Source organism: Halpernia humi (assembly GCF_900108025.1).
In the GTDB taxonomy this organism is placed as follows: Bacteria; Bacteroidota; Bacteroidia; order Flavobacteriales; family Weeksellaceae; genus Halpernia; species Halpernia humi.
Genome location: NZ_FNUS01000003.1, coordinates 289,945 through 303,422 on the forward strand (window position 1 = coordinate 289,945; position 13,478 = coordinate 303,422).

General features: G+C 32.1%; 18 protein-coding genes. 10 read left to right on the forward strand and 8 right to left on the reverse strand.

What is annotated here, in order from left to right; genetic code table 11:
• Nucleotides 1-5: 5 nt before the first annotated feature.
• Nucleotides 6-452 (forward strand): thioredoxin-dependent thiol peroxidase, encoded by a 447-nt coding sequence (gene bcp / locus C4S29_RS08345; RefSeq protein WP_103913684.1) that lies wholly within the window; start codon nt 6-8, stop codon nt 450-452.
• Here the strand turns inward: bcp and C4S29_RS08350 are convergent, their stop codons facing one another.
• Nucleotides 453-965, reverse strand: a complete 513-nt coding sequence (locus C4S29_RS08350; protein ID WP_185116957.1) for a GNAT family N-acetyltransferase — start codon at nt 963-965, stop codon at nt 453-455. It abuts the gene before it with no gap.
• Between the two features lie 99 nt (nt 966-1,064).
• Here C4S29_RS08350 and C4S29_RS08355 point away from each other — a divergent pair, with 99 nt between their 5' ends.
• The 5 genes from C4S29_RS08355 (at nt 1,065) to C4S29_RS08375 (ending at nt 4,782) form a co-directional block, all read left to right on the forward strand.
• Nucleotides 1,065-1,322, forward strand: a complete 258-nt coding sequence (locus C4S29_RS08355; RefSeq protein WP_103913685.1) for a SemiSWEET family sugar transporter — start codon at nt 1,065-1,067, stop codon at nt 1,320-1,322.
• A 55-nt stretch (nt 1,323-1,377) separates the two neighbouring features.
• Nucleotides 1,378-2,592 carry a GTPase HflX gene (gene hflX, locus C4S29_RS08360; RefSeq protein WP_103913686.1) on the forward strand — a complete coding sequence of 405 codons (1,215 nt, stop codon included), beginning with the start codon at nt 1,378-1,380 and terminating at the stop codon, nt 2,590-2,592.
• Nucleotides 2,593-2,684: 92 nt separating this feature from the next.
• Nucleotides 2,685-3,068, forward strand: a complete 384-nt coding sequence (locus C4S29_RS08365) for a GxxExxY protein (protein WP_103913687.1) — start codon at nt 2,685-2,687, stop codon at nt 3,066-3,068.
• A gap of 79 nt (nt 3,069-3,147) precedes the next feature.
• The gene (locus tag C4S29_RS08370) at nt 3,148-4,068 is read left to right on the forward strand and encodes a glutaminase (RefSeq protein ID WP_103913688.1); all 921 of its coding nucleotides are present in this window, start codon (nt 3,148-3,150) and stop codon (nt 4,066-4,068) included.
• Nucleotides 4,069-4,071: 3 nt separating this feature from the next.
• Nucleotides 4,072-4,782: a DNA alkylation repair protein gene (locus C4S29_RS08375; RefSeq protein WP_103913689.1), complete on the forward strand. Its 711-nt coding sequence runs from the start codon at nt 4,072-4,074 to the stop codon at nt 4,780-4,782.
• Between the two features lie 4 nt (nt 4,783-4,786).
• Here the strand turns inward: C4S29_RS08375 and C4S29_RS08380 are convergent, their stop codons facing one another.
• Nucleotides 4,787-5,164 (reverse strand): group III truncated hemoglobin, encoded by a 378-nt coding sequence (locus tag C4S29_RS08380; RefSeq protein ID WP_103913690.1) that lies wholly within the window; start codon nt 5,162-5,164, stop codon nt 4,787-4,789.
• A gap of 151 nt (nt 5,165-5,315) precedes the next feature.
• Between C4S29_RS08380 and C4S29_RS08385 the strand changes: the two genes are divergently transcribed.
• Together C4S29_RS08385 and C4S29_RS08390 are read left to right on the forward strand one after the other, a co-directional pair.
• Nucleotides 5,316-6,266 carry an ion channel gene (locus tag C4S29_RS08385; RefSeq protein ID WP_103913691.1) on the forward strand — a complete coding sequence of 317 codons (951 nt, stop codon included), beginning with the start codon at nt 5,316-5,318 and terminating at the stop codon, nt 6,264-6,266.
• The gene (locus tag C4S29_RS08390) at nt 6,266-6,751 is read left to right on the forward strand and encodes a YkgJ family cysteine cluster protein (RefSeq protein ID WP_103913692.1); all 486 of its coding nucleotides are present in this window, start codon (nt 6,266-6,268) and stop codon (nt 6,749-6,751) included. The genes C4S29_RS08385 and C4S29_RS08390 overlap by 1 nt, the downstream gene beginning before the upstream one ends.
• Nucleotides 6,752-6,767: 16 nt before the next feature.
• Here C4S29_RS08390 and C4S29_RS08395 read toward each other — a convergent pair whose 3' ends face one another.
• The 4 genes from C4S29_RS08395 to C4S29_RS08415 form a co-directional block, all read right to left on the reverse strand.
• Nucleotides 6,768-7,271: a hypothetical protein gene (locus C4S29_RS08395; protein WP_103913693.1), complete on the reverse strand. Its 504-nt coding sequence runs from the start codon at nt 7,269-7,271 to the stop codon at nt 6,768-6,770.
• Nucleotides 7,272-7,295: 24 nt separating this feature from the next.
• A complete protein-coding gene (locus C4S29_RS08400) occupies nt 7,296-7,940 on the reverse strand; it encodes a DUF3267 domain-containing protein (RefSeq protein WP_103913694.1) in 645 nt (214 codons plus the stop codon).
• A 739-nt stretch (nt 7,941-8,679) separates the two neighbouring features.
• Nucleotides 8,680-9,027, reverse strand: coding sequence for a type II toxin-antitoxin system PemK/MazF family toxin (locus C4S29_RS08410; protein ID WP_103913696.1), 348 nt, complete (start codon nt 9,025-9,027; stop codon nt 8,680-8,682).
• On the reverse strand, nt 9,017-9,247 hold the full coding sequence (locus tag C4S29_RS08415; RefSeq protein ID WP_103913697.1) for a hypothetical protein: 231 nt from the start codon (nt 9,245-9,247) through the stop codon (nt 9,017-9,019). The genes C4S29_RS08410 and C4S29_RS08415 overlap by 11 nt, the downstream gene beginning before the upstream one ends.
• Nucleotides 9,248-9,445: 198 nt before the next feature.
• On the opposite strand from C4S29_RS08415, the gene C4S29_RS14665 reads away from it, so the two are divergent.
• Both C4S29_RS14665 and C4S29_RS08425 read left to right on the forward strand, forming a co-directional pair.
• On the forward strand, nt 9,446-9,670 hold the full coding sequence (locus C4S29_RS14665; protein ID WP_146063288.1) for a hypothetical protein: 225 nt from the start codon (nt 9,446-9,448) through the stop codon (nt 9,668-9,670).
• Nucleotides 9,671-9,929: 259 nt separating this feature from the next.
• Entirely contained in the window at nt 9,930-11,687 is a 1,758-nt protein-coding gene (locus C4S29_RS08425; protein ID WP_146063289.1) for an HsdM family class I SAM-dependent methyltransferase, read from the forward strand.
• Here C4S29_RS08425 and C4S29_RS08430 read toward each other — a convergent pair.
• On the reverse strand, nt 11,674-12,792 hold the full coding sequence (locus C4S29_RS08430; RefSeq protein WP_103913700.1) for a nuclease: 1,119 nt from the start codon (nt 12,790-12,792) through the stop codon (nt 11,674-11,676). The genes C4S29_RS08425 and C4S29_RS08430 overlap by 14 nt on opposite strands.
• Nucleotides 12,789-13,028, reverse strand: a complete 240-nt coding sequence (locus C4S29_RS08435; protein ID WP_103913701.1) for a helix-turn-helix domain-containing protein — start codon at nt 13,026-13,028, stop codon at nt 12,789-12,791. The genes C4S29_RS08430 and C4S29_RS08435 overlap by 4 nt, the downstream gene beginning before the upstream one ends.
• Nucleotides 13,029-13,478: the final 450 nt, after the last annotated feature.

Here is a 13,478-nt window from a genome sequence, read left to right on the forward strand (position 1 = left end):
AAGATATGTTACAAGTAGGAGATGCATTACCAGAATTTGAAACACAAAACCAAGACGGAAAAGTTGTAAAATCATCAGATTTTTCTGGTAAAAAATTAGTGGTTTTCTTTTATCCAAAGGCAAATACGCCGGGTTGCACCGCTGAAGCCTGTAACTTAAACGAAAACTATAGTTTACTTAAAAAACAAGGTTTTGAAGTTTTGGGTGTGAGCGCGGATCCGGTAAAAAACCAAAAGAAATTTCAAGAGAAATTCGGGTTTGAATATGATTTATTATCCGATGAAACCAAAGAAATCTGCGAAAAATTCGGCGTTTGGCAATTAAAGAAATTTATGGGAAAAGAGTTTATGGGAATCGTGAGAACGACTTTTTTGTTTGATGAAAAAGGAATTTGTACGGAAGTTATTTCAAAAGTGGAAACTAAAAATCACGCGGCGCAGATTTTAAAATAATTAATTTTCATAATAACGCAGCAAAACTTCATCACCCGGAAATTCTACCATTTTAAGATATTTTAAACCTAATTTTTCAATTAATTTTTGAGAAGAAATATTGTCTGTAGTTGTTATTGCAGACAATTTTTTAAGATTAAATTTTTCTGAAACGTAATTTTTTAACAGATTTGCGGCTTCAAAACCAAAACCTTTATTGTGATAGATTTCCAAGAAAGAAAAACCAATATCAGGAATTTCAAAACCGTCGCGAACAAAAACGCCAACTGCGCCGATTTTTTCGCCGTCACTTTTTCTTATGATGACGTAATTTCCAAATCCTAATTTTTCAAATTGTGGCAGAAATTTTTCTGTGATATAATTTTCTGCATCCGCGATTGTTTTTAAATTCCGATCGCCGATGAATTTAATGAAAAGTGGCTCGTTATAAAGTTTTAAAAAAAATTCGGAATCATTTATGTCTGCGGGTTTTAAGATGAGTCTTTCAGTTTGTAGGATGTATTTTTTCACCATTTTTTATTTGTTTAAAAATAATATTAATTTTTGAAATCAAGGATCAAATTTTAAATTGCGTTTTCGGTTTCGATTAGTATTTTTGTTTAAAAAAAAATTATGAATCCAGAAATTTTAGGACTTGTGGCAGGCTCGCTTTCTTGCATCACTTTTGTCCCGCAAATATTTAAAACTGCAAAATCAAAATCAGTGAAGGACATTTCTGTTGCAACATTTACGATTGTTGCAATTAGTACATTAATTTGGTTGGTTTATGGTTTTATGAAAGACAGTATTTCTATAATTCTCACCAATGTAATTGTTTTTTTATCTTCAATTATAATGCTTTTTTTGAAATGGAAACACGATTTGAAGTAAATTTAAAAATAAAAATCCTGAAAGTAGCAACTTCAGAAAACCTTATCTTTGTTATATGTTAGATAAAAAAGACCATCAATATGAAAAAGCCGTGCTTGTGGGCGTGGTGACACAAAATCAAGACGAAAAAAAATTACAGGAATACATGGATGAGTTAGAGTTTTTGGCTTTTACCGCAGGCGCAACTGTGGAAAAAAGATTTACCCAAAAACTGACACAACCAGATTCTAAAACTTTTGTAGGAACGGGGAAAGCGCAAGAAATAAAAGATTATGTTACAGAAAATGGCATTAATACAATTATTTTTGATGACGAATTGTCGCCTTCACAACTCAAAAATTTAGAAAAAGAAATTGAAGTAAAAATTTTAGACAGAACCAACTTAATTCTGGATATTTTTGCACAACGCGCACAAACTTCTTACGCAAGAACGCAGGTAGAACTCGCTCAATATCAATATCTTTTGCCAAGACTTAGCAAAATGTGGTCTCACCTTGATAAACAAAAAGGTGGAATCGGGATGCGTGGTCCGGGTGAAACGGAAATTGAAACCGACCGACGTATTATCCGCGACCGAATTTCTTTGCTAAAAGACAAATTAAAAGTCATTGACAAACAAATGGCGACGCAGCGCAACAACCGCGGGAAAATGGTTCGCGTGGCTTTGGTTGGTTACACAAACGTTGGAAAATCTACTTTGATGAACGCCATTTCTAAATCTGATGTTTTTGCTGAAAATAAATTATTCGCAACTTTAGATACAACCGTGAGAAAAGTGGTGATCGGAAATTTGCCCTTTCTTTTAACCGACACAGTTGGTTTTATTAGAAAATTACCGACACAATTGGTGGAAAGTTTTAAATCAACTTTAGATGAGGTTCGGGAAGCCGATTTATTAATTCACGTGGTTGATATTTCCCACGAAGGTTTTGAAGATCAGGTGCATTCTGTGAACCAAACTTTAGAAGAAATTGGCGCGAACGAAAAACCAATGATCATGATTTTCAATAAAATCGACGATTTTTCTTATGAGAAAAAGGCAGAAGATGATCTTTCGCCGGAAACCAATAAAAATATTTCTTTAGAAGAATGGAAGAAAACGTGGATGGCAAAATCTAAATATCCAACGGTATTTATCTCTGCTTTAACCAAAGAAAATTTTCCTGAAATGAAGAAAATGATTTACGATGAAGTGCAAAAAATCCATATTTCTAGATTTCCGTATAATGATTTTCTGTTTCAGTATTTTGAAGAGGAAGAGGCGATTTAATCTTTTTAACCACTAAGGCACAAAGCGTTTCACAAAGATTTAGTGCGTAATATCCAAGACACAAAAGTTTATTGTAAATTGTAAATAAAATTATGTCGGAAAATGAAATTGCAAAAATTGTTTTTGAATTGGGTTTAAAGATTCACAAAACTTTGGGTCCAGGATTATTAGAAAACGCTTACGAAGAATGTTTATTTTACGAAATTTTAAAAGCGGGTTTGCTTGTTGAAAGGCAAAAATCACTTCCTTTGATTTATGAACAAGTAAAATTAGAAGTTGGTTATAGAGTCGATTTAATGATTGAAAATAAGTTTATAATTGAAGTTAAAGCAGTTGAAAGTTTACACGATGTTCATTTGGCCCAACTTTTAACTTATTTAAAATTGAGTAATTGCAAATTAGGATATTTGATTAATTTCAACACATTTCTTTTTAAAAATGGTGTAAAAAGAGTTATAAATGGAACGTTAGAATAATTTTTAATCTTCGTGTCTTAATTCAGCATTATCTTTGTGAAAATCTTTGTGTCTTCGTGGTAAATTTCAATTTATATTAATGCAAAACAACTACGCTAAAATAATTTCCGGCATTTATACAGATATTTTATCTAAAGAAAATTTGGGTAAAGTGCCAGATTATATTCCTGAAATTGCAAAAATTTCTGCGGATAAATTTGGTGTCGCTTTTTTAGATTTAGATAAAAATAGTTTTGTAGAAGGCGATTATAAAGAAAAATTTTCTATTCAAAGTATTTCGAAAGTTTTTTCTTTGACATTGGTTTACAAACATTTAGGTGAAAAACTTTGGGAAAGAGTAGATGTTGAACCCTCAGGAAATGCGTTTAATTCTTTAGTTCAGTTAGAAGCCGACAATGGCATTCCGAGAAATCCTTTTATCAATGCAGGTGCTTTGGTAGTTTGTGATATTTTATTGGATATTTTCGAAAATCCGAAACAAGAAATTTTAAATTTTATCCGAAATATTACCGGTGAAATTAATATTTCGTATAATAAAAAAGTGGCTGCGAGTGAAATGGAAAATGGCTTCCGAAATGCGGCAATGTGTAATTTTATGAAATCTTTTGGCAATATTAAAAACAATCCAAATGAAGTTTTAGATCTTTATTTTAATCTTTGTTCCATAGAAATGTCTTGCGAAAACTTAAGCAAATCCTTTTTATTTCTAGCCAATGGAGGGAAAAATCCAATTAATAATGAAGAAATTTTAAGTTCTAGCAAAACCAAAAGAATCAATGCTATTATGCTCACTTGCGGCTTTTATGATGAATCTGGTGAATTTTCTTTTTTGGTTGGTTTACCGGGGAAAAGTGGAGTTGGCGGTGGAATTGTTGCCGTTTTGCCCAACCATTATTGCATCACTGTTTGGAGCCCAAAATTAAATCTTAAAGGGAATTCTTATCGAGGCATGAAATTTTTGGAAGAATTTACCACGCAAACAGGAGAGTCAATTTTTTAATATATGGTAGAAGAAATTAAAGAAGCATTACGTGATTTGGCAATTCCTGAAAAAGCCGCATTTTTTCCGAAATTTTTTAAAACAGGAAAGGGTGAATATGGCGAAGGCGATGAATTTATTGGCGTAACCGTACCAGAACAGAGAAAAATTGCAAAAGAGTATTATAAAAAAATTTCTATTTTAGAATTGGAAGAATTGTTGTCTTCTAAAATTCATGAACATCGTCTTTGCGCTTTATTTATGCTTATTTCTAAATATGAAAAATCTAAAAATTACACTGAAAAACAAGAAATTGTTGAATTTTATTTAAAAAATAAAAATCAGATTAATAATTGGGATTTGGTAGATGCGTCTTGTTATAAAATACTAGGAAGTTATTGTTTTGATTATCAGAAGGATGAAATATTGGATTCTTTATCTGCAGAAGAAAATTTGTGGAGCAAAAGAATGGCAATAGTTTCTACAATGCATTATATTAAAAAAGGGAAATTTCACTTAACTAAAAAGTTCGTTTTAAAAAATTTAGAACATCCGCACGATTTAATGCACAAAGCAAATGGTTGGCTTTTGCGAGAAATGGGAAAGAAAAATGAACAAGAATTGCTCGGTTTTTTAGAAAAAAATTATCAAAAAATGCCTCGAACTACGTTGAGATATGCTATAGAAAAGTTAGACTACGATGCGCGAAAAAGCATATTGAAAGGGCAATTTTAAAAGATTAGCGTCTCGCCATTTTCATTTTATGAGCCATAAGATTGGCAATATTACTAGCTTTTGTTTTTGCGGCTTCTGCCATTTCACCCTCAAAATGCTCTTCTAAAGTTTTAATCCAAAGTTTCAACCATTGCTCAAAATGGTGTTTTTCCATGGCTTGCATTTCATTAATAGGAAAATGTGCCCGCATCGGATTTCCTTTATAGGAAGCGCTTCCGAATAAAAGTGATTCCCAAAAACCATACATTTTCGGCAAATGTAAATCCCAATTTACTTTTGCAACATCATTGAAGAAAAAGCCGATTGTTTTATCAGCGCCCACTTTTTCATAAAATTTATTCACGAGAAATTCTACATCATCGCGCGTTTCTAATTGTTTCATCGTGTAAATTTACGGATTCTTTAAAGCTAAATTTTATGATATCGCGCAGTTTTCGTATAAATTTGTGATATATGTGGAAAAAAAGTCAGATTAAATATAAGCACAAAACATTTCGTGTTATAATTTCGTGCGATTATAGTAATTTTGCAGTATGTCAAGATTTTTAGATCGATTTTCCCGCCTAAAACCAGAACTAGATACAGGTTTCAGTTCAACCGCTTCTGGAAGATTTCTTAATGAAAATGGAATTCCCAATGTTCGACGCTCGGGTTTAAACCCGCTAGAAAAGTATAGTTGGTACCATCTAATGATAAATCTCAACAGTTGGAGATTTATTGTTTTGCTTATTTTAGGTTACATTTCTATTAATATTTTATTTGCCGTCATTTATTATACAATTGGTATTGAGCATCTTACGGGAATTAATCGAAGTAATTTTCTTGATGAATTGATGGATGTTTTTTTCTTCAGTTCACAGACTTTTACCACGGTTGGTTATGGTAGAATTGCACCAGTCGGCTTTTTGGCAAGTTTAGTTGCCACTTTTGAAGCATTTATTGGATTGCTATTTTTTGCTATCGCAACAGGTTTATTTTACGGACGATTTTCACGACCGCGCGCTTTTCTTAAATTTAGCGAAAATGCTTTAATTGCACCATATCAAGGAGTTACAGCATTAATGTTACGGCTCGCGCCTTATAAAAATAATCTTCTTACCGATGCTGAAGTTATTATTACCGCAGCAATTAGTAATCGCGACCAATCTGATTCTCAAACAGAGTTTTTCATTTTGAAAACTGAACTATCAAAAATTAGTACTTTGGTTTTAAATTGGACTGTCGTGCATAAAATTGATCAGGATTCTCCATTTTTCGGTGGTGTTGAAGAACTTTTGAAAAGTGCAAACGTGGAAGTTTTTGTACAAATTCGTGCTTTTGATGAAGGATTTGCGAGCACTGTGGTGCAAAGAACTTCATTTACAACGGATGAAATAGTAGTTGGGGCAAAATTTTTACCGATGTTTCGGCCGTCTGCAGATCACAAAACCACGATTCTAGATTTAGATAAAATTAGTGCTTTTGAAAAAGTAAATTTACCTTAATGGATTTGCAATTATACAAAACTGAAGCTCAGAAAAAAGCAAAAGAACATAAGAAGTTTCTTGAAAGTTTAAAAAAGAAATCGCCTAAAAATTTAGACTATATCGTTCAGGAAACGCACGAGGAAGTTTTTGAGGAAATTGATTGTCTCTCTTGCGCCAATTGTTGCAAAACGACAGGGCCGCTTTTTACCGAAAAAGATATCGAGCGGATTTCGAAACATCTCAAAATGAAACCAAAAGATTTTGAAAAAAAATTTTTGCAGATTGATGAAGATCAAGATAAAGTTTTGCAAGATTTACCTTGTTGGTTTTTAGGCGAAGATAACAAATGCAACATTTATGAAGTTCGCCCCAAAGCGTGCAGAGAATATCCTCATACGGATAGAAAGAAGGTTTTTCAAATCAATAATTTAATGTTAAAAAACACTTTAATTTGTCCGGCGGCATTTGTTTGGGTGGAGAAAATGCAAGAAAGAATTAAATAATTAGAAAGATTTTTTTCTAAACTTTTTTAAAATTTGAAAGCGTTTCTTCGATTAAATGTTCGATTTCAAAAAATTGATTGGCGAGTTTTAAAACATCATTTTCAAGGCTTTCAGAGTTAAAATTGACCCAACCTTGCATTAAAGTTAAAGGACCAAAATCTACACTTACATTTTCCCATTGCGGTTTAAAAACTTTAAATTTTGCTCTAAATAGATCTGCAAATTTTCTACTTTCGATTTTAAAACCATTTAATTTTCGAAGTTTTAAAGCGTGAATGTTATAAAGAATTTTTTGTTCTTTTAAAGTAGCATCGCTTATCCAAACGGAAAAGAAGATGCGGGATTCGGAGCTTATTGGATTTTCAAAATCATTTGCCCAAGCTTTTTTGTAAAGTTTTAAAACCAGAGAATCTTCGACAAAATTGACTACGGCCACTTCAAGATTTTTTTTACTTAAAATCTTTTTATCGAGTTGGTTGGCAACTTTTTGGAATTCGTTTTGGTAAAAATGAGCGTTCATTATAATTGTTTTTCAAATAAAACTTTATTCTACAGTCATTTTAATTTTTTCAGTTTGTCCATAAAAGTATGAAATTTTATTTTCAACGTCATCGTAAGTTACCACTTGCTTTTCTTTATTAAACTCAAAGTAACTGAGCAAGCCAAAGTCACCAGAACACATTGCAGTGTGTGCGAGTAAAATGCCAACAATTGTTATTATCCAATTTGAATTTACTAAAAATAGTAAGACAATGAGTGCAGAAGTTATCACCATAAATGGCGCAAGTGCAACAACTTGAAATTCTTTTTTATTTGCAACAAATTTATCAGCGAGAGCCATGAAGTAAAATTTTCTGAGATTGGCATCGTAAGAAGTTTTTGTTGCGCCTTGAGATTTGTATGCTAAAACATGAATAAATTCGTGCAAAGGAACTAAAGCAAAAGCGATGGCAAGACCTAAAGAAAAATAAGAAAATCGGTCTCCGAATTTATAGCTTGGCAAATTATAACCTTCTATAAAAAAATAGCCCGCAAGCGCAAAAATAATAAAATTACTCACATAATAAAACAGCGCAAATTTTGTTTTTTTCTTCATGTAAGTTTGTATAAATGGCACAAGTTCTTTGTGTCCCAAGCTATCAAGTTGAACGTAGCCTTTTTGTGTTAATTCTTCAGGTTTAATTTTCATTTTTTGATAGATTTAAAATGAGGAAATATTAGAATGGTACAATTTGTTTTCTGTTTTAGTTTAATTCAAATATACATAAGTTTTGGAATTTTACAAATTTGTTTAAATTCATGTTGTTGATTGTTAGTGCTTTGGGAAAGAAATTTATGTCAAAATATTAATTAAAAAAATTTGAAAGTAGTTTAATTTTTAAGCGAAAAAAGACCCGAAAGAAATCTCGGGTTTTAATATTTTTTGATTTAAAAAATTGCTTGCTTTTGCATTCTTTATAAAAAGTTTATTTTTTATTTTAAGCGCGTTTGCTGTTCAAGTTATTTTAAGTTTTACTATTTTTGAAAAATGTGGAATCAGCCAAGAAATACTATCTTAATTATTATTTTTTCAGGTATTGGAATGACCATTCGATATGCGTTATTCTATTTTTTTTCTATCATTAAAGGAACAAGGCCTAAAAAAATTAGCAATTTTTCGGAAGGTTTTAATCAAATAGTTTATAATCTTCTTATAACTTTATTTATGCTTTTATCTTTGTTTTTCTTTGTAATTTATTACAATATAAGTGATTTGTAAAGTTTTAGATTATAGGAGACTTGCGTTGTTATTCACGGTTTGGCGCTTGGCGCAGTGGCGGATTTCGGAACTTTATATTTTCTGTTAAAGATAAAAATTCTTGCGAAACGTAAACGCGAACTTACTACAAAATTCGCAATATTGCTAAACGGCTGTTGTGCGATCGTACTTATTCTAGGTCCATGATAATCGCAATATTTTCTTTTATTTTTTCAATTAAATCGGTTGACAATTTTCCAACTTTTTTAAATAATCTTTTGTTGTCGATTGCTCTAATTTGATCAATCATTATGTCGCAATCTTCATGTAAATTCGCCATTCCCTTTTTAATATGAACTCTTAAAATATCAGAATCATCTTCAACGTTTGTAGTTATTGGGCAAACGATTGTTGAGGGATGCGATATTTTATTCAGCAAATTTGTTTGAACAATTAGAACAGGCCTAGATTTACCTGCCTCAGTTCCTATTTGTGGATTCAAGTCAGCAATCCAAATTTCGTATTGATTAATCTGCATAGTCAATTTTTTCAAATTCTTTTAAAATGTTCATTGTATCTTTTTTGACTAGTTCGGATTCGGCTTTAAGTCTTTTTTCTAAAATTTGTCTTTTCTGTACTTTATTATAATATTCAATTGCTTCGTTGATATATCTATTTCTAGAAATACTGATTCTTGAAAGAATTTTTTCGGTTTCTCCGAATATTGAATCATCTATTTTAAGTGATACTGTTTTCATCTATTTTAATTTGACATCACAAAGGTATATTTTTTTTTGATATGAAGTTGTTTAGTTAAGAATTTAAAAAATCATTTTTGTTTTGGTATTTAAAAATTTTAATAAGTAATCCAATTATAGAAAGTAAAATTAAAAGATTAACTCCTCCTCCAATAAATCCAAAAGTTAAAGGTTCTATTTTTGTATTATTAAAAATTAATGGTATGGATAGATTTAACAGGATTCTTAAAATCAAACTTATCATTACGAGATATACTAAATACTTTGCTTTCATATTTCGTTTACGGTTTTTTAAAATTGTTGCCAACGTTTTTTAGCTATACGCAGGCAGGGATTTTAACCACTGAACTTCCTACGAAGAACCGAACTTTAAATTTACCACTTTCCTGTCCTACGAAGCACGAAACCCCTGCTTGCGTATAGGTGATGTTGTAAGCTGGCCTTCTTGTCCACCGTCATTGTCAAGTCGTTGTTTTTCTGTGTTCTCACCATCATTTTTTTGTTTTTTGTCTGTCGGGCTTTTGTGTTTGCTGTTTTAAAAATTTTAGAGTTAAGGGATTTTAAAAAATAATTTTTCCTTCGGGTGGCAAAGGTGGAAGCTCTTTTGCAATTTTTGGTCTGTGCATTGGCTGGTGCGAATTGCAAATGTGCTTACACCAAAGTTTGTTAATAAAATGTCGGTTTGTCTATTGCTCTTTTGATGATTTTAAGTATCTTTGCGGTAATGATAACCAAGGAACAAATAAAGAACACTGGGGCAACCTTTACACCAAGAGAACTTTCAGTTTTTTTGGCTGAAAGGATTGGTTATTATGTCAACTCTAATCATAGCCGTGTTTTAGACCCTGCTTGTGGGGAAGCGGAACTTCTAGTTGCTATGGGAGAGGTTCTTTCAGAAAGAGGTTGTGATTTTTCATTAACTGGTTTCGACTCTAACAAAGAATATTTGAATTTTGCTAAAACTCGATTATCGAGTCTCTCAAATAAGAAAACTGATTTGATTCTCGGAGATTTTCTAATGTCGGTCGATGTGTCTAACTCTAACAATCCTCCTTCATTGTTTGATGCTTTAAGTACTTCAGAAGTTAATAACTCTTTTGATGTTGTAATTGCTAATCCACCTTATGTTCGCACGCAAATACTAGGTACTGAACAAGCACAAAATCTAGCTCGGAAGTTTAATTTAAAGGGTAGAGTAGATTTATATTATCCTTTCCTGATTTCAATGACGGAGAGTTTAAAAGAAGGTGGAATACTAGGTGTTATTACTTCTAATCGTTATTTATCAACTAAAGGAGGAGAAAGTATAAGAAAATATTTGTCCGAAAATTATGAGATTTTGGAGTTGATTGATTTAGGCGACACAAAACTTTTTGATGCTGCTGTGTTACCTGCAATCTTTATTGGTAGAAAGAAAAAACAAAAAAAACCTTCTGCTGCCAACTTCATTAAAGTTTATGAGGAATTGAATGGCTATAATGGAGAATTAACTCCTATAGAATCTGTCTATGATGTTTTGAAAAGCAAACATTCGGGTTATTTTGTAACAGAAAACGGAAAGCGATATAAAAAATCATCAGGTAATTTGAAATACAAGATTGGTTCGGGTTCTTGTTGGGAAATGTTGTCTAGCGGAGAATCTGAATGGGTTTATAAAATTGACAAAGCAGCCAAAAACCGTGTGGAAGATTTTTTTAAGGTCAAAGTCGGAATTAAATCAACGGCAGACAAAGTATTTATTAGTGACAAATGGGAAGATTTAAATGGAACAAAACCCGAAGATGACCTGCTGAAAGAATTGATTTCACAAGAAAACATTGAACCTTGGACCGCTACGGATAACTTTGAATTAAAAGTTCTTTATCCTCATATTTCTGTTAATGGTGAAAAGCAAACAATTGATATTGAAAAATATCCCAAAGCAAAAAAGTACTTCGTGCAACACGAAGAAAAATTAAGGGCTAGGAAATATCTTATAGATGCCGGAAGACAGTGGTTTGAGTTATGGGTACCTCACCGTCCTGACCAATGGAAATATCCTAAACTTGTATTCCCCGATATAAGCTTAAAGCCTAGGTTTTACCTTGATACTAATGGAAGAATAGTCAATGGAAATTGTTATTGGATTGTAGCTAATAAAGAAGAAGATGTTGATAAGCTTTTGTTAATCCAAGGAATTGCCAATTCAAAATTAATGACGAAATATCACGACTTGGTTTTCAATAACAAACTATATTCAGGCAGAAGAAGGTACTTTTCCCAATATGTCGAGAAATATCCTTTGCCAGATTTCGATTCGCTAAAGGCGAAAGAAATCATAGCTATTGTGAAAGATTTAAATCAGTCTAATGATACTTTGGAAATTTCAAAATTAGAAAACCAATTAGAAATCAAAGTTGCTGAATCTTTTAGGGTTGAACCAGTATTTAATCTGGATTAAATACGGCCTTTCCGTAATGACTTTCAAAAAATGTCATTGATATCGCACGTTGACATTTATAGCTTTCAGCACTAACATAGGAAAACAACTCTCCTAATTTTTTCCCAGGAGAAAGTATTATTCCCTCAATAATTTCTGTTTTGGGATTAGTTAATGCAATTAAATACCGAACATCAAAAGTTGTTAAGCCAGAATCTTCAATAACAATCTCCTCCCTTTCAGGTGAAAATTTGCCTAAATCAACAGTTGGACTGTCTTGAACTTTTACTTCTAATAATTGATTTCTAATGTCGGGAAAAGCACCATATAATAGGTCGTTTTCATTTACTTCGTAGCCTAATAATTCTAAGACTTTTTTCTCTAATGCCTGCCCTCTATTTTTTGTTGCCGCTGCATCTAATTTAAAGCCAATAAGTTTTTCAGCGACCAATTTCTTTAATAACGCAATGGAAAATAGCTGTTTGATGTCTGGTTCTTCAACCATTCCCGATTTTGGCGGTTCGTAATCGTTTAGAATATAATAGGAGAGTTTGTTTGAATCAGGAAAAGAAAGAATTTTATCTTCACGCTCATAAATTTCTTTTCTCACTTTACCTGAAATTAAGAGTTGGTGTTTAATTGTCGGTTTTCCAAACTTTCCAAATTTCTGTTCAATGTATTCGGGAGTAAGAATAAGAACGGAAGCGATTTTATTCTTTTCCGTATCAATTCTTACAAAAACAAACCTTACATCAGTACATTTTAGACTTTCTCCTGAATCATATTTTATCAAGAGTGTTTCTGCTGCTGGAATTCTATTCCAAACTTGTAAGTTGTATGATGTTCCACTTGTTACTATATATGTATCTATAAATTCTCTTGTTATTTTAGGAACACCTTTAGCCTTAGGAGGAACTATTTCAAATTGTCCAAGAATTGCTAATTCAGGCAATGATTGTTCTTCTAGTGTGGAAGCAATTAATTTCCGAATGTTAGAACCGTCTGTTCTTGTTTTTCCAGTTAGAATAAAAGGTTGTCCAATTAATTTAGAAAAATATTTTACGAGTGTTTCTGGTTGAGTCAGCATTTTCACTGACTTTGGTGGAATTTTAAAATCTTTGTTCATTCTTCAACGTTTAGCAATGCGGATACCTCAATATTTAAAGCTTGAGCTATTTTTCTAAGATTTATTACTGAGATATTTCTTTCACCTCTTTCAACAGAACCTATATATGTTCTGTCTAAGTCGCAAGCGAAGGATAGTTTCTCCTGTGATAAATCAGCGTCTAAACGAAGTTCTCGTATTCGATTTCCTATTTGTTCTAAATAGGCTTTTTCACTTTTAGAATATGCTGTACCCATTTTTATAATTTGGGTACAAAGTTGATGAATAGATGTAAATAAGTCTACGGATTATAAGTATCATTGTAGAGATGGGAAATTGGCTCTTTTGCAAAACTTGGGTCGTGTGTCGGCTTGTGCGGTTTTGCAAATGTGCCAATGTGAGGCAGGTTAAAATTATTTTTTAAAATGTGCGGTAGGAAAAATTTTTAAAACATTCGGGTCGAATTGTGTGTCGCCAAAGTCAGTCCGTAAGTTTATGTTAAGATGTCAAAGTTTGATTTTCAGATGTCTGTTTTTCGGAGTACGGTCGTTCTTTAGGCTTGCTTACAACTTGTATATATGTCTGACAAAATCAGACCTATACACCCAATTTTGGCTGGCCTGGTCATACAATCGTCATGCTTTTATATAAAATCAAATGTATAAAAAAGGATTGAATTACAATTGCGGCAAACCTCAAACAGATCA